Source organism: Rhizobium croatiense, from assembly GCF_019793465.1.
In the GTDB taxonomy this organism is placed as follows: domain Bacteria; phylum Pseudomonadota; class Alphaproteobacteria; order Rhizobiales; family Rhizobiaceae; genus Rhizobium; species Rhizobium croatiense.
This window is the reverse complement of record NZ_JAILYJ010000014.1, coordinates 128,179-143,624: the sequence shown is the minus strand read 5'-3', so window position 1 is coordinate 143,624 and position 15,446 is coordinate 128,179. Positions and strand designations below refer to the sequence as shown.

Here is a 15,446-nt window from a genome sequence, read left to right as displayed (position 1 = left end):
TTAATCTGCTATGCGGTCTGACAGGTTTGGCGATTAAAGGAAAAACTACCCTGCAGTCAAGGATTTTCCCTTTGCTTTTTGTGGATGCGTAACCGACGGCCTGTGGAAAGGCGGTCTTTGGCGGCCGGATTACATCGATTCCCGAAGGCTTTTGTTGAAAGCGCCTCAGGCCTTAGCGCGGCTCGGCGCCGATGATACGGCTGACAGCCGCCTCGACTTTTTTGAGATGAATTTCCATCGCCGCCTGGGCCTCGGCCTCCGCCCCTTTGCGGATGGCTTCGACGATGCCGCGATGCTCTTCATTCGATTCCTGACGCCTCGGCCCCAAGGCGGTCAGCAGCCCGGATTGCTGCGCCATCGCCTCGCGGACGTCATCGACGATGTCGCGGAAGACGGCATTCTTCGATGCCGCGGCGATCAGCCCGTGAAAATCCGAATCCAGCCGCACCCAGGCCTCGGCATCTTCTTCCTGCTCCATCCGGTCGCAAAGATGAAGCAGCCGGGACAGCTCATCCTCGCTCCGGCGCAGCGCCGCCCAGCCGGCCGCGGAAACCTCGACGAAGGGGCGCGCCTCCATCAGATCGCGCGCCGAATAATTGCCGTAGCGGATATCTCCGTCGCCTCCGGCGGTAAGCACATAGGTCCCGCTCCCGGTCCGCGTCTCCGTCAGTCCCAAAATCTGCAGCGAGCGCAGCGCTTCCCGCACGATCGGACGGCTGACACCGTATTTTGCCGCGAGTTTCGCCTCCGACGGCAGCTTCGAACCGGCGGCAAAGCGGCCGGACAGAATGAGATTGCGCAACTCCTCGAACACCAGTTCCGAGGCGCTTTTTCGACTGAGGACCGCGGAGTCGGAAAGCCAGCTTTCTAGATCGTTCATCGCTTTGCATTCGATCGGCAACGACCCGGATATCCGGGCGCGACATTGGAAATCATATCTTCAGCGGCGCGCGCTCTTCACCGGCAATGCCGATGATGGACCGCTTGACCTCGAGCAGGTGCTCCGCCATGGCGGCGTGCGCATCCCGTTGGCTGCCTGCGGCGATGGCCTGCAGAATGCGGCGGTGCTCGGCGTTAGAGGCTTTGCGCCGGCCGCGAACATGCTCAACCAGTTCCGATTGCGTCGAAAGAGCGCCGCGGACATCGGCGACGACCTTCCGGAAGATCGCATTGCCCGAGGCTCCAGCGATCTCTCCATGGAACTCGGCGTCCATCCGCACCCATGTTTGAACGTCCTCCTCCTCGTCCATCCGGTCGCACAAGGATGAGAGCGACGCCAGCTGCGCGTTCGAGCGCCGCAATGCCGCCCAGCCCGCAGCCGGGATCTCGATGCAGGGGCGCGCCTCCATGAGATCGCGGGCGGAATAGGCGCCGCCGCCAAGCTGCCGCGCCGGGCTCTCCGAGACGACGAACGTGCCCCGCCCCGTCCTGGTTTGCGTGAACCCCAGCGTCTGCAGCGAGCGGAGCGCCTCACGCACGATCGCCCGGCTGATGCCGTAACGTTCGGCGAGCTGCACCTCCGCGGGAAGACGAGTACCGAGCGCCAGTTTCCGACTGACAATGGCCGTGCGGATATCTTCGAAGACCGCTTCGGCAGCGTTTCTCCGGCCTATCTCTTTCTTCTCCGACAGCCATGAATCCATATCCTGCATCAATGGACGATGCGGGCATTCGAAAGAGCTGTCAAGCAACCGGACAGGTGCGCGGAGACGCGCCGGCGGCATGCCGACGCGGGGCCTACCAGAGCTTCATGTGACGGTTGACGTCCTTGTAGAGCAGGTAGCGGAAGCGGCCGGGGCCGCCGGCGTAGCAGGCCTGCGGGCAGAAGGCGCGCAGCCACATGAAATCGCCGGCCTCGACCTCGACCCAATCCTGGTTGAGGCGATAGACCGCCTTGCCCTCCAGCACATAGAGCCCGTGCTCCATGACATGGGTTTCCATGAAGGGGATCACTGCGCCCGGCTCCAGCGTGACGATATTGACGTGCATGTCGTAGCGCACATCCGCAGGGTCGATGAAGCGGGTCGTGCCCCAGCGGCCGTCGGTGTCGGGCATGGCGCGGATCGGATGGTCGTCCTCATGGGTGACGATTGCCGGCGGCGGCTCCAGCCCCTCGACTTCCTGAAAGGCCTTTCGGACCCAGTGGAAGATCGCAGCAGCCGAACCATCGTTTTTCAGCCGCCAGGCCGAACCGGCGGGAATATAGACGAAGGAGCCAGCGCGCAACGCGTGGCTGACGCCCTCAAGCTCCACCGTCATGCCGCCTTCGACGACGAAGAGCACCGCTTCGGCCCGCTTGTCGGGCTCCGGCCGATCGCTTCCGCCGCCCGGCTGAACCTCCATCACATATTGCGAGAAGGTCTCGGAGAAGCCGGAGAGCGGACGGGAGAGAACCCATGCCCGCGTTCCCTCCCAATGCGGAAGCAGGCTGGTGACGATATCGCTCATGACGCCGCGCGGGATGACCGCGTAAGCCGTGGTGAAAACCGCCCTGCCGGAAAGCAGCTGGGTCTGCGGCGGCAAACCACCGAGCTTCGAAAAATAATCTGTCTTGTTCATCGGTCCGGGCTTCCAAGCATTTGTTTCTGCATCTGCTTTATGCGCCGCGGGCCGGTTAGGCAACTGCCAATGGTCAGCGTCCGTCCATGACCCGATGCCCCGGCCCGACCTCGCGATAGGTGGCGATTGGAGGATTATAGTCGACGGCCCGCATCGGGCTCTTGATCTCGTCATTCGCCACCATGCGTTTTTCGTGGCGCCGGTCGGGATCCGGCACCGGCACGGCGGCGATGAGTTTCTTCGTATAGGGGTGCTGCGGATTTTCGAAGACGGCGGCGCGCGGGCCGATTTCGACGATCTCGCCGAGATACATCACCGCCACGCGGTGACTGACGCGCTCGACCACCGCCATGTCGTGCGAGATGAACAGGAAGGCGAGGTTGAGGCTCTGCTGCAGGTCGAGCATCAGGTTGATCACCTGCGCCTTGATCGAAACATCGAGCGCCGACACGCTTTCGTCGGCGACGATGACCTTCGGCTGCAAGGCGAGCGCCCGGGCGATGCAGATGCGCTGGCGCTGGCCGCCGGAAAATTCATGCGGGTAGCGCGAAGCCATGTCCGGGGAGAGGCCGACCTTGACCAGGAGGTCCGCCACGACATCCCTCGCCTGCTGCGAATTGCCCATACTGTGTTCCAGATAGGGCTCGGCGATCGCCGCACCGACCGTCATGCGTGGATTGAGGCTGGCAAACGGATCCTGGAAGATCATCTGCACGGATTTGCGCATCTCGCGCAGATCCTTCCTGCCGAGGCCGAGCACTTCCCTGCCCTCGACGAGAACGGAACCCGCCTGCGGCTCGATGAGGCGCATGATGGCGCGGCCCGTCGTCGATTTGCCGCAGCCGGATTCACCGACGAGCGACAGGGTTTCGCCGGCATGCAGATCGAAGGAGACTTTTTCGACCGCGTGCACGCGGCTGGTCAGTCGGCCGAACAGGCCGGAATGAATGTCGAAACGCTTGGTAAGGTTCTTCACCTCAAGGACCGGCGTCGCGGCGACGGTATCGGGGGCCTCGGCCGGTATGTCCGATTCGCCTGTCGCCGTATTGACCACAGGAAAACGCAGCGGCCGCTGACGGCCCTGCATCGAGCCGAGCACCGGCACGGCCGACAGCAGCGCCCTGGTGTAAGGATGTTTGCCGCGGTGAAAAATATCGGCGGTGGGGCCGCTCTCGACCTGTTCGCCGCGATACATCACCACCGTCCTGTCGGCGATCTCGGCGACGACGCCCATGTCGTGGGTGATGAAGAGAACGGAGGTCCCCTCCTCTTCCTGCAGCATCTTGATGAGATCGAGGATCTGGCCCTGGATCGTCACGTCGAGCGCCGTCGTCGGCTCGTCGGCGATCAGGAGTTTCGGCCGGCTGGCGAGCGCCATGGCGATCATCACCCGCTGCCGCATGCCGCCGGAGAAACGATGCGGATATTCGTCGAAGCGCGAGGCCGCCGACGGGATGCGAACTTTCTCCAGCAGCCTGATCGTCTCGGCCCGGGCATCGGCCTTGCTGATATCGGAATGGCAGAGCAGCGCTTCGGAAATCTGATCGCCGATCGTGAAGAGCGGATTGAGCGATGTCATCGGCTCCTGGAAGATCATCGCCACCTCATTGCCCCGCACCTGCCGCATGGCCTGTTCCGGCAAGGCCAGCAGATCGCGGCCGCCGAGCATGACGCGGCCCTCGATGCGGCTCACCTCCGCCTGCAGCAGCCGCATGATCGACAGCGAGGTGACGCTCTTGCCCGAGCCGGATTCACCGACGATCGCCACGGTTTCGCCGGGCGCCACGGTGAAGGAAACGTCACGCACGACAGGCTTCCAGGCGCCGTCGACCAGAAAGGACGTCGTCAGCCCCTCGACGGAAAGAACGGGGATGGCGGTCTCGATCGATTGTGCTTGGACGCTGCCCATGTCGGCTCCTCTTGCGGCGGATGAGAACGGCGGATCAGTCCGGCCAACGCAGCAACCCGTCGAAGCGATGCCTGCTGCGGTTTTCGATCGGGGTTGCGATGATTTCGTTGGAAGCGCGCGCCTTGTCGAGTTCCTCGGCCAACCGGTTTGCGACGACGACCTCCTGGCCCGGATGCAGGTTGCACGGGTCGAGATAGAAGTAGCGGTGCTCCACTTCATGGTCGCGCACGATGATCGGCGGGTTGCCCCTTGCCAGCGCATCGGCGAGATCCCAGGCAGTGATATGCGCCTGTTCGGGATCGACGATCAGGCGCAGCCGGTCGAGCGGATTGTTGGTCGGGTCGGGTTCGATCAGCGCGGTGATGCCGGGGCGACCATCGAGCGTGCGTTTCCACAGGTTGAGATAGCCGGTCTCGCGTTCCCGGATGCCGGCATGGTCGCGGCGTTCCCAGGCTTCGAGTGCGGCCATCACGCCGAAGATGCTCTCCTTGCCGACCTTCATGCCGCGGCCGATGCCCATATTCTGCAGGAAGGCATGGCGCACCAATTCCTTCCGGCCGGCGACGATGCCCGAGGTCGGGCCGCCGAGGAACTTGTGGCCGGAATAGAGCGCGATATCGGCCCCCTGCTCCAGGAAAATCCCCAGATCATATTCCGACGCCGCATCGACGATAACAGGCACGCCCCTGGCATGGGCGATCTCGACGAATTCCTTGAGGTTCAGCAGGCCGTAATCGACGACATGATGGGAGACGACATAGACGGCGGCGGCGGTCTTGTCGGTGATCGCCTTCTCCATGTGGAAACGGTGGGTCGAGGTTGCCTGCCCCACCAGCACGACCTTGCCGCCGGCCAGCCGGATCGCCTGATCGACCGGGGCGCCATAGCTCACCACATGGCCCATCTGCACCAGCACCTCATTCTTCTCGGGCACCGCATCCGGCAGCTTCTCGATCGCCAGCAGATTGTCGCCGGTGATGGCGCCGGCGACGGCGAGCGAAATGCCGGCCGAGCAGGAGGCAGTGACGAAGCCGGCCTCGCCGCCGGTCAGCCGGGCGATGACGCTGCTTGCTTTGCGCTGCAGGTCGTTGATCTCGACGAAGTGCGGCAGGATGGATGCCATCGCTTCGATCGCCTCCGGCACGACGATCGAGGCGCCGAGGCTGGTCATCGTGCCGGATACGTTGATGACGGGGCGAAGGCCGAGCGAAGGTCTGATGTCATTGGGCATGAAGGTCTCCGGAAGTCTGGGGCGAGGAACGGGCCGTGGGTGGACGCTGCTCCAAATATGCAAGCTCTCGTCAGCCATTCAAGGCGACGATCGCCTCGATCTCGACGGTGATGTTGCCGGGCAGCGAGCCGAAGCCGACGGCCGAGCGGGCATGTTCGCCGGCCGCGCCGAAGACCGCGATCAACAGATCCGAGCAGCCGTTGATGACACTCGGATGATCCTCGAACTCAGGCACGGCATTGACCATGCCGAGCAGCTTGACCACCCGCTTGACGCGGGAGAGATCGCCGAGCGCCTCCTGCATGACGGCAAGCAGGTTGATGCCCGTCAGCCGCGCATGCCGGTAGGCCTCCTCGACGCCGACGCCGCCGCCGACCTTGCCCGCATGCAGGAAGCCATCGGCCTCGCGCGGCCCCTGGCCGGAGAGGTAGAGCATATTGCCCTCCACCACATGCGTCACGAAATTGGCGATCGGCGGCGGCGGCGGCGGCAGCTTGATGCCGAGGGCGGCTAACCGTTGGTAAGGCGAGTTCTCGACCTTGCCGGCGGCGTTGGGAAATTGATTCACGCAAACTCCTGTCATGCGAATTTTGGATTGGCGAATTTGGTTTTGGATTGGCCGATTTAGGTCGGCGGATTAAAGGTCCTTGCGAAGTCTTGGATCAAGCATGTCCCTCAGGCCATCGCCGACCATCTGCAGCGACAGCACCGAGAGGATGATGGCGACACCGGGAAACAGCGTCATCCAGTCGGCCTGGCCGATATATTGCCGGCCGGCGGCGATCATCGTTCCCCAGGTCGGGATTTCCGGACTGACGCCGAGGCCGAGGAAGGAGAGGCCGGCTTCGGCGAGCATGGCGCTGGCGAAAAGGAAGGTGGCCTGCACCAGGATCGGCGACAGCAGATTGCGCAGTACATGCCGCGTCATGATGTGGAAGGTCGATATGCCGAGCGCCTTGGCCGCCTCGACATAGGGCAGCTCGCGAATGACCAGTGTCGAGGCGCGGACGATGCGGGCAAGGCGCGGGGAATAGACGATCGACAGCGCGATGATGACTGTTGTCAAGGAGGGTCCGAGGGCAGCGACGAGGGCGATCGCCAGCAAAATATCCGGAAAGGCCATCATCGCGTCGATCAGCCGGGCGATCGGCGTATCGAGCTTCTGGAAGAAGCCGGCCAGCAGGCCGAGGGTGACGCCGATCACCGCCGACAGGCTGACGACCGTAGCCCCGACCAGCAGCGACAGCCGGCCGGCAAAGATCGTACGCGAGAAGACGTCGCGACCGAACTCGTCGGTGCCGAAGAAGAAGGTACCGCCTGGCGGCTTCAGCCGGTTGACGATCGAAAGCTTGGACGGCGAATAGGGCGCGACAACGGGCGCGAAGACCGCCAACAGCACGAAGATCGCCAAGATCAGCAGGCCGAAGGCCACCGTCCTGCGCTTCAGCAGGCGGCGGAGGAATTTGCTGCCCTCGCGCTCGGCGGGCTTGATTGCGATATCGGCCATCAGTAGCGCACCCTCGGATCGACCAGCAGATAGAGCATGTCGATGGCAAAATTGATCAGCACGTAGAGCGCGGCGATGACGAGCAGCGCGCCCTGGATGACGGGGTAGTCGCGGCGCAGCACTGCCGAGACGACAAGATTGCCGACGCCCGGCAGGCCGAAGACCGTCTCGGTGACGACGGCGCCCGAAATCAGCACCGCCGCCGTCAGGCCGAGCACGGTCAGGATCGGGATCAGCGCATTCTTCAGCGCGTGCTTGAGGATCACCTTGCGCTCGATCAGCCCCTTGGCGCGGGCCGTGCGGATATAATCGTCGCCGAGCACATCGAGCATCGAGGCCCGGGTGAAGCGCAGGATCAGCGCCGAGGAGACGATGCCGAGCGCAAAGGCCGGCAGCGTCAGATGATACATGCGGTCGAGGAAAGTCGAGCCCGGCCCGGCATAGCCCGAGACCGGGAAGAGATTGAGCCTGACGGCGAAGAACTGCATCAGGATGAGGCCGAGCCAGAAGCTCGGGATGCTGGCGGCAAACATGGCGAGCGTCGTTGCCGCCTGGTCGACGAAGGAGCCGCGCCGATAGGCGGCATAGATGCCGATCGGCAAGGCGATGACGCTGGCGATGGCAAGCGAAAACAGCGTCAGGAAAAAGGTCGGCTCGGCGCGATCGATCAGCGCCGACGTCACCGGCATGTTGAGGAAGATCGACTGGCCGAGATCGCCCTTCAGCAGCTGGCCGATATAATAGACATATTGCAGGCCGAGCGACTGATCGAGACCGAGCCGGGCTCTCAGATCGGCGACATCCTGCGGCGTCGCATCCGGCCCGAGCATGACGGCGGCCGGATCGCCTGGCGTCACGCGCACAATGACGAAGACGATCGTGACGACAAGAAACATCACGACGATCATGCCGAATAGGCGCTGGAGGATGTAGCGAATCATCCGAACTGCTCCCACCGTTGGTGCATGAAGCACCGTAGCGAATGCCGCCTCTCTCCCTCATTCCTGTGCTCGTCACAGGAATCCAGCGCGCCCAAGTCCTTGGGCGCAGAAGACTCTTCGACTGGATAAGGGTCAATCACGGCGCAGAAGCGCCGTGGCTGGATTCCTGTAACGAGCACAGGAATGAGGGAGCTAGTAGGGGGCACCGGAATCACTCCATCACTTCTTGATCGACGCGTTCCAGAAATACGGCCACGGAGCCGGATCGACGCCTTCGAGCTTGACCGATTTCGCCGAGACGGCGTTGAAATCGCCGATCTTCATGAAGGGCGCATCGGCATAGACGGCTTTCTGGACATCGGCCCAGAGTGCGACACGCTTCTTCGGATCGACTTCGGAGGTGAAGGCATCGACGGCGGCCTTGCGGGCCGGCGTGTCCCACCAGCCAGGCGAGCTGGTCGAGAGCGAGCCGATCAGCGCCGGCTCCGGCAGGAACGGGCTGTGGGTGATGTAGATATCCCAGAGCTTCGGATCGGTGCGGCGCTGCGTCAGCGTCGCCCAGTCCACCACCTGCATATCGACGGTGAAGCCGGCGAGCTTCAGATATTCGGCGGCGACCTGCGCCATCTTGTAGTGGAATTCGTACTGGCGGCTGGTCAGGATGCGGATCGGTTCGCCATTGTAGCCAGCCTTCTTGGCGGCAGCCGCCGCCCCTTCCGGATCGGCGACATTATAGGCGCCTTCGGCGCCGGCATCGGTCGACCAGGAGAAGGTCTTCGGATAGATGGCGCCGTCGAGCGCATAGAAATCCGTGCTGCCGAAGGCGGCGGCCAGCATGTCTTCCATGCTGAGCGCCTGGCGGATCGCCTTGCGAACCTCGACATTCCCGGCAACACCTTCCTTCGTGTTGAAGACGAAAACAGGATAACCGAAGGGCTTCAGCATGACCGGCTGCGAGGCGGTGGAGGCCTTCAGCTTGTCGTAGGACTCGACCGGGATCGAATCGACATAATCATACTGGCCGGAAACGGCGGCCTCGACGCGGGTGTTCGGATCCGGCACCGGCACGAAGCGGATTTCGTCGAGATATTGATGGCGGGCGCCGCCATAACCATTGCTGTCGCCTTCGCGCGACTTGTATCCGTCGAAGCGGACGAGCTGGATATACTGGTCGGCCTTGCGCTCCTTCAGCATATAGGGGCCGGTGCCGATGAACTCCTTCATCGGCTCGTCCTGCTTTTCCGACGGGATGATGATCGCCGCCGAATTGTTGAAGGCGAGCAGCGAGGTCAGCGGCGCATAGGGCTGCTTCAGCGTGATCGTCACGGTCGCGGGATCGGCAGCAGCGATCTTGTCGATGAAGCTCGCCACCTGCTTGCCGCGCGAGGCGATCTTCATCCAGCGGTTCAGCGAGGCGACGACATCGTCCGAGGTCATGTCGCTATTGTCGTGGAACTTGATGCCGGTCCTGAGCTTGATCGTATAGGTTTTGCCGTCGGGGCTGATCTCGGGCAGGCTTTCGGCCAGAAGCGGCGTGACGTTCCAGCTCTTGTCGAACGTATAGAGCGTTTCGAAAATATGCTGGGTGACGATGCCGACGAGATCGGCCGTCGACGACATCGGATCGAGCGTCGGCGGCTCGCCGATCGTCGCGACATTGATGACGCCGCCCTTCTCCTCAGCAAGCAGGGTCGAAGGCAGGGCGACGAGCGCAGTGCCGAGCAGGAATGCGACAAGCGGTTTCATATGAGAGTTCCCGGTTAAGTTCCACAATTATGTAATTCATGTTTTTGTAACAGAATAAGAGATGAAATGATCGTGTCAAGCGGAAGCCGTGGATTATGGCGTGAGACTAGGGTCGCAACGGCAAACAGCGCCGAACCGCGTGTGCGGCTAGCCGCCTGCCCGAAGCTCGCGCATTATGCGGGCGTGAAGAATCGGCAGCGCCACGGCTTCAATAGAGCGAGGATGGAATGAGCATCGATTTCAACGACGGAAAATGGCTGAACGAACCGGAAAGCTGGCAGGTCGACGCAACCGGCCTGACGCTGACAACAGGCGAGAAGACCGATTTCTGGCGGGAAACCTACTACGGCTTCACCCGCGACAGCGGCCACTTCCTCGCCTTCCCCACCGCCGATAGCTTCACCGCGCAGATCCGCGTACAGGGCGAATTCCGCACCCTCTACGACCAGGCCGGCCTGATGGTGCGCCTCGACGAAAACCGCTGGGTCAAGACGGGCGTCGAATTCACCGACGGCGAAGCCCTCCTCAGCACCGTCGTCACCGACGGGAAGTCCGACTGGTCGGTCTCGCAACCCTTCAAGGAATTGGAGGATTTCCGCATCCGTGTGACCGTCGCGAACGGCGCCCTGCGCATCCAGGCCTCGCGCGACGGGAGCTTCTGGCCGCTCTTGCGGCTAGCGCCCTTCCCGATCGCCGACAGATACCAGGTCGGGCCGACCGCCTGTACGCCGGAGCGGAATGGATTAACGGTACGCTTTTCGGAATTTTCGGTCGGGCCGGCGATTACGACGGATCTGCATGATTTGAGTTAGGGGAATTAGATAAGGCAATTTCCAATAGCGGGGCGGGCGCCTCTCCGTCCAGATTATGACTGTCAAGAATTGGCGCGCTTGAGGAAATCCCAATCACCCCTGTAAATTGATTTCTTTCGCCAGCTCCGCCATGACTTACAGAAAAAGAGTTTCATTTGTTGAACTTACATGCGCTAAGTCAAAATTTCTACGCCAATCAACCTACCATCCTACCCACAATCAAGAACAATGTCAGCCTCTCCGAACAACTGAAGTAACCAGCTCGATCGAGCTCGACAAGCAGTTCTCTCAGCCTTGGAGCATGAAGGTAGAGCTTTCCGGCTTCGTTCAGGGAGGCGAGCTGATTGCGCCTCTCTGTCGCGAACGACTTGTCCTTCCCGATAGGTTGGACCAAAACCACCCCGTTGCCGCCTCTGCGGAACCGCCAATCATCGCAGCCCTCTGCGCTGTCGTACCGGAGCGCAGAGGGTTGACTGCAGCTTTCGGAGTTTCGATTGGACGCGGCGATCGCGACGGAGCTGCACGGTTGCACCAGAAGCCCTGGCAACAACGTTATCACCAAACCACAGCAATTAAGCAGATATCGGCTCATCCTTAACGAGAAAGAAATCGCCAGGAAACAGCTTCTTGAGTTCGGCCCTCTGTTTCGAAAAACGGGGGTAGTTATCGGCCACGTCGTTGATATTGTCCGTTATTCTAACCAGATATCCGTCACCCACCGTTTCAACGGCGAATCCTGCTTCCGCAATCTGCCCTGCGGGGACGCCCTTGGCGAATTCCCCCCCTAAGAATGTGGCCCAGCCAATGTTAGGTATACGATCAGGCATGTCTTTGCTTGGGATTATACCTCCGCTAAAATAGCCCTCACCTGTTCCGGGCCTTCCCGTATCCTCGACAGGCGTGAAGTAATGCAGGAGGCCAAATGTGGATGTCATGGCATTGCACGCGCGCCGAAAAACGGGCAGCCAGTCGAGGGTCTTGTGTGGTGCAGCATAAACAGATAGGCCTCCACCAAGCCAACGCCCATGTACGGTAGTTTGGCTATGTCTGATTTCAGCCTGGTATCTGACTGCTTTTTTTCTTCTCCAACCTAGCCCGATCGGGAACTCAAGCAGTGATCCATTAATGCGCGAGCGCGCAATCCCTGCCCAATGGGGCTCACACTCCTCGATAGAATGAAACTCGCCAATGCGCGTCTCCCATTGATATATATTCTCGGGCACTAGGCGGGTGTCCGCTTCGCAGAAGGCCGACAACACCTCCTCGCCAATAGACCAATCAGTGGTCACGGCCTGGGTATTGACGAACATGCGTATCATGTGGTGTTGCATAAATGCCTCTAATAATCGGACATCATTCCAGTTGCAGGATCAAAACGGTAAATGCCCCCACCAAAGCGGCCGGCCACCTGTTTGATTGCTGCCTCAAGTGGCTTGGAAAGCTTAGTACCCGGAGCGATGACTAGGTTATACGGCTGCTCCAGTTTCTCAGCCATCTCAATTTGTGCACGCAGCTGGCTGGAATTAGTTAAGTATTTAACGTTCTTTGCCTCTACTATTCCCCCGACCGCTTTATCCCACAAATCGACGATAGTAGTAACCTCCTTCCCATTGGGAAGAGTTACCGTGTAGGATTCTCCATTCTTGACGGCGCCGACGTGAGCGAACGCCTCAACAAGCTGTCCCTCGAAAGAAGCGCCATTTTTGCTGTTAAAGCTGATCTGAGCTGACAAGGTCTGCTCAAGAGCTTCCATCTCATCGCCGGCGAGCTGAACAGTCCTTCCTGTCGTCTCATCAACGATGCCAATGATTTCATCGCCTTTGCGTAGAACCAACATTCCTGCAGCCACGCTGACGGTCGGTGCAAGCGTAGTGCCTGCGAGCGCATCGCCCGCACTTAACTCTGCCAAACCAATAAGGAGTTCATTACAGGCAGCTGGATTTAGGAGACATGCGGTGTAAGCCTCAGGCGCCACGGCGACGCCCACAACAGCAAGCAGCGCTAGCGCCACACCAGCATTCACATTCTGATTTGTTATCAGCGCCTGCTTGTATTGGTTAGCAATCTGATCAGAGGCCACCCGCCCAGCCACCACATCGTTGAGTACGCCTAGCAGCAAAGCATCGGAAGTGTTGACCGCGCTGATGCCCAGGACATGAGCCTGCAGTCCGTACTCCTCATCAACCGCGTTCTGGAGATCATTACGGCCATTGATACAGTCATAGCTGGTAAACGATGCGGCGCACGCTTGCACGAGCGCAGCATTGTTCGCATCTGAGAGCTGTCGGTAATGGGCCACGCTCAGCTGCAAGTCGTTTTCCAGATGAACTAACGTCTGTGCGGTGCAACCATTCTCGAGAGAGGCTTTGCAAGCGGCTATCTTTTCTTCAAGTTCGGCCTGCTCTTTGTTCGCCTTTTCCAGCTCCTTATGCGTTAGGTAATTGTACTTGAACGCATTCCCAGCATAGGCGGCGCCCTCACCACCCCCGACGCTTGCCGCGAGGCCCTGCACCAGGCTCGCGCTAATCATATCAATCAGTTGCTCCCCCTGCGCAGTGCCGGCAAGCGAGGTGCGGTTGACGATCTCGGCGACGAGGTCGCGGATATGCGGGCCGAGCAGTGACGACGTGGCTCCTCCAAGCGCGCCCCGGACAATCCCGGAGACATCCGTGACGCCGCCGAGCAGGCCGCCGGCCAGAGCATGAAGCGCCGCGCGGCCTGGACCGCCTTCGGCCCAGAAAGCTCGTTCCTCGTCAGTGGTTGCCGCCTGCTCCCGCCTAAGCGCGAAGTCGCCGATGAACTTGGCGGCCTTGGCGGCGGCGTCCTGGTAAAGTTCCTGAGTCTTCAGCTGCTCCCGCAGGATATCCTGTAGTTCGGGAATACCTGGCAGCGACGTGTTGGTGTTGCTCGTGTCGCGGCGCAGGCCATCGAGGTTCTGCGTCTGGTGGGCAGGATCGGTGATGATGATCTGGCCCGGAGAAACGGCGGACAGCGCCTGACCGGTCGCACTTTCGCCGTCATGCATGGGCGGCGCAAACAACGGCCCGGTCAGCGTCAGCCCGCCGCTATAGCTGTCGGCCTTCCACTTCGAATGAGTGTCGAGGTCGTTGAACACCAGCGTGCCGGTCTCGAGCGAATTCTGCGTTGCTGGCGCCTGAGAGGTGATCAGCCCGCCCGTCAACGCGGTCGTGTTGTCGACAGTGATATCGAAGCCGCCGGACCCGGCATGGATGCCGGACTGCTCGGAGACGATCGCCGCACTACCTGTGGCCTTCTGCAAGGAGCCGTTCATACCTGGAGTGGAGCTGCCGCCAAAGCTGCCGCTGATGCCGAACTGATTGGCCTTTTGTGATGTCGTATCGAGCTGGCTTTCGATGATCAGATCGTGACCGACATCCGCCGTGACGCTCTCGCCGCTGACGACAGCGCCCTGCAATTTGGTGTCATTGCCGGACTGGATGAAAATATCGCCTGAGCCGATGACATGGCTGTTGACCTGGGTAATTGAAGAACCGTTTGAAGAGCCCTTGCCATAGTTGAAGCTGAAGCCGGGATTGACGAGATCGACTTGAACGCCGCCGGAGCTGTTCTTCGTGGAGTTGTTGCTAGTCGCTTGAGCACTCTGCAGAACAACGTCTTGGCCCGCGATAAGCGCGATGTCGCCTGCCTTACCGTTCAGCGCACCGTCGGCATCATAACCGGAAACAATCTGGACGCCGTGGCCGAACAGATCCCCCGATGTCGCTTCGACCGTGACGGAATTGCCCCCACGGATCGCGGTGGAAACCGGGTCCGAGCTGGAGCCTTTCTCGCTGCCCTTGCTGTATTGGAAGCCGGCAGTAAGTGAGGCCGAAGCGAACACGCTCGACTGACCGTTCTGGAAATTGCTGAACTCTTTGGCAGCGTCCTGGTTGGTCAGGGCATCGAGGACCGAATAGGCCTCGATCCCGGCAATCGCCACATGAGCGATGGATCTGCTGGTGCTGCCATCGCCGACCTTGGAGGCGGCTGCCACCGCGTTGCTGGCCGCAGAAACTAGGCCTGAGGACACCGACAGCGTCACACCGGCAAAGAACTGCTCATGCACGCTCTCGTAATTCGACTTGTCCTCGGCGCTCAGCAGATTGACATCGCGATCGGCAGTGATCGCCACGTCGCGGTCGGCCGAGACGTCGGCGGCCTGGAGGTTGGCGTCGCGGCCGGCCTTGATGGTCAGGTCGTTACCGGCCGAAAGGGTGGCCATTGCGTTGGTCTGCGAGCCTTGCTTCGTCGTGTCGGCTACCGACGACACACCGATGCCGACCGAGAAGCCGCCGCTGCTCGTGCCAAAGGAAATGCCGAAGCCGGAACGTTTTTCCTTCTCTTCGGACGAGGCGCTTTCGGCGCCCGGGGTGATATTGACGTCGCGGGCGGCGTCGAGCGTGATGTTGTTGTCGGCGTAGATCTGCGAGCCGAGAATGTTGACATCGGTCTCGCGGGACTTCAGTGCCACGTCGGTTCCGGCCGACAGCACCGATGCCACGTTGAGCTCGGAAGCGTGCTTGCCGCTCTTCTGCTCCTTGCCCCAGAGCGATATGAAGCCGTCGCCGGAGCCGACGAAGAGGCCGGATTCCTTGCGGCTGATCTCAAGCTCATGTCGCTCGGCCGCACCGATCACCGAGACACTGTCACCTACCACATTGATCGAGCCATCCGCATTGGCCTTGGAGCCCGCGATCACCGCCGCACCGCCGGCGTTTAG

At 61.2% G+C, this 15,446-nt stretch carries 12 protein-coding genes; 1 reads left to right on the top strand and 11 read right to left on the bottom strand.

Annotation, left to right across the window (positions count from 1 at the left end; translation table 11 throughout):
* Positions 1-172 precede the first annotated feature (172 nt).
* The 9 genes from K6M89_RS22020 to K6M89_RS21980 form a co-directional block, all read right to left on the bottom strand.
* Positions 173-880 carry a FadR/GntR family transcriptional regulator gene (locus K6M89_RS22020; RefSeq protein WP_222140966.1) on the bottom strand — a complete coding sequence of 236 codons (708 nt, stop codon included), beginning with the start codon at positions 878-880 and terminating at the stop codon, positions 173-175.
* A 52-nt stretch (positions 881-932) separates the two neighbouring features.
* Positions 933-1,652: a FadR/GntR family transcriptional regulator gene (locus K6M89_RS22015; protein WP_097582353.1), complete on the bottom strand. Its 720-nt coding sequence runs from the start codon at positions 1,650-1,652 to the stop codon at positions 933-935.
* An 85-nt stretch (positions 1,653-1,737) separates the two neighbouring features.
* Positions 1,738-2,559 carry a bifunctional allantoicase/(S)-ureidoglycine aminohydrolase gene (locus K6M89_RS22010; RefSeq protein ID WP_222140965.1) on the bottom strand — a complete coding sequence of 274 codons (822 nt, stop codon included), beginning with the start codon at positions 2,557-2,559 and terminating at the stop codon, positions 1,738-1,740.
* Between the two features lie 73 nt (positions 2,560-2,632).
* Positions 2,633-4,468 (bottom strand): ABC transporter ATP-binding protein, encoded by a 1,836-nt coding sequence (locus K6M89_RS22005; RefSeq protein ID WP_222140964.1) that lies wholly within the window; start codon positions 4,466-4,468, stop codon positions 2,633-2,635.
* A 34-nt stretch (positions 4,469-4,502) separates the two neighbouring features.
* Complete coding sequence (locus K6M89_RS22000; protein ID WP_222140963.1) at positions 4,503-5,699, bottom strand: aminotransferase class V-fold PLP-dependent enzyme; 1,197 nt, start codon at positions 5,697-5,699, stop codon at positions 4,503-4,505.
* A 70-nt stretch (positions 5,700-5,769) separates the two neighbouring features.
* Positions 5,770-6,282: a RidA family protein gene (locus K6M89_RS21995; protein WP_037144659.1), complete on the bottom strand. Its 513-nt coding sequence runs from the start codon at positions 6,280-6,282 to the stop codon at positions 5,770-5,772.
* Positions 6,283-6,336: 54 nt separating this feature from the next.
* The gene (locus K6M89_RS21990) at positions 6,337-7,206 is read right to left on the bottom strand and encodes an ABC transporter permease (protein WP_222140962.1); all 870 of its coding nucleotides are present in this window, start codon (positions 7,204-7,206) and stop codon (positions 6,337-6,339) included.
* Positions 7,206-8,147, bottom strand: coding sequence for an ABC transporter permease (locus K6M89_RS21985; protein WP_222140961.1), 942 nt, complete (start codon positions 8,145-8,147; stop codon positions 7,206-7,208). Before K6M89_RS21985 ends, K6M89_RS21990 begins: the two co-directional genes overlap by 1 nt.
* A 219-nt stretch (positions 8,148-8,366) precedes the next feature.
* A complete protein-coding gene (locus K6M89_RS21980) occupies positions 8,367-9,893 on the bottom strand; it encodes an ABC transporter substrate-binding protein (protein WP_222140960.1) in 1,527 nt (508 codons plus the stop codon).
* 227 nt (positions 9,894-10,120) lie between these two features.
* On the opposite strand from K6M89_RS21980, the gene K6M89_RS21975 reads away from it, so the two are divergent.
* Complete coding sequence (locus tag K6M89_RS21975; RefSeq protein ID WP_222140959.1) at positions 10,121-10,705, top strand: DUF1349 domain-containing protein; 585 nt, start codon at positions 10,121-10,123, stop codon at positions 10,703-10,705.
* A gap of 572 nt (positions 10,706-11,277) precedes the next feature.
* Here the strand turns inward: K6M89_RS21975 and K6M89_RS21970 are convergent.
* Complete coding sequence (locus tag K6M89_RS21970; protein WP_222140958.1) at positions 11,278-12,015, bottom strand: hypothetical protein; 738 nt, start codon at positions 12,013-12,015, stop codon at positions 11,278-11,280.
* Positions 12,016-12,044: 29 nt separating this feature from the next.
* Entirely contained in the window at positions 12,045-15,425 is a 3,381-nt protein-coding gene (locus K6M89_RS31650; RefSeq protein ID WP_313141009.1) for a hemagglutinin repeat-containing protein, read from the bottom strand.
* Positions 15,426-15,446: the final 21 nt, after the last annotated feature.

Excerpts from the sequence above, each read along its gene's own strand:
- K6M89_RS22005 (WP_222140964.1), bottom strand. The coding sequence starts at position 4,468 with ATGGGCAGCGTCCAAGCACAATCGATCGAGACCGCCATCCCCGTTCTT.
- K6M89_RS22015 (WP_097582353.1), bottom strand. The coding sequence starts at position 1,652 with ATGCAGGATATGGATTCATGGCTGTCGGAGAAGAAAGAGATAGGCCGG.
- K6M89_RS22020 (WP_222140966.1), bottom strand. The coding sequence starts at position 880 with ATGAACGATCTAGAAAGCTGGCTTTCCGACTCCGCGGTCCTCAGTCGA.
- K6M89_RS22010 (WP_222140965.1), bottom strand. The coding sequence starts at position 2,559 with ATGAACAAGACAGATTATTTTTCGAAGCTCGGTGGTTTGCCGCCGCAG.
- K6M89_RS22000 (WP_222140963.1), bottom strand. The coding sequence starts at position 5,699 with ATGCCCAATGACATCAGACCTTCGCTCGGCCTTCGCCCCGTCATCAAC.
- K6M89_RS21980 (WP_222140960.1), bottom strand. The coding sequence starts at position 9,893 with ATGAAACCGCTTGTCGCATTCCTGCTCGGCACTGCGCTCGTCGCCCTG.
- K6M89_RS21995 (WP_037144659.1), bottom strand. The coding sequence starts at position 6,282 with ATGACAGGAGTTTGCGTGAATCAATTTCCCAACGCCGCCGGCAAGGTC.
- K6M89_RS21975 (WP_222140959.1), top strand. The coding sequence starts at position 10,121 with ATGAGCATCGATTTCAACGACGGAAAATGGCTGAACGAACCGGAAAGC.
- K6M89_RS21970 (WP_222140958.1), bottom strand. The coding sequence starts at position 12,015 with ATGTTCGTCAATACCCAGGCCGTGACCACTGATTGGTCTATTGGCGAG.
- K6M89_RS21990 (WP_222140962.1), bottom strand. The coding sequence starts at position 7,206 with ATGGCCGATATCGCAATCAAGCCCGCCGAGCGCGAGGGCAGCAAATTC.
- K6M89_RS21985 (WP_222140961.1), bottom strand. The coding sequence starts at position 8,147 with ATGATTCGCTACATCCTCCAGCGCCTATTCGGCATGATCGTCGTGATG.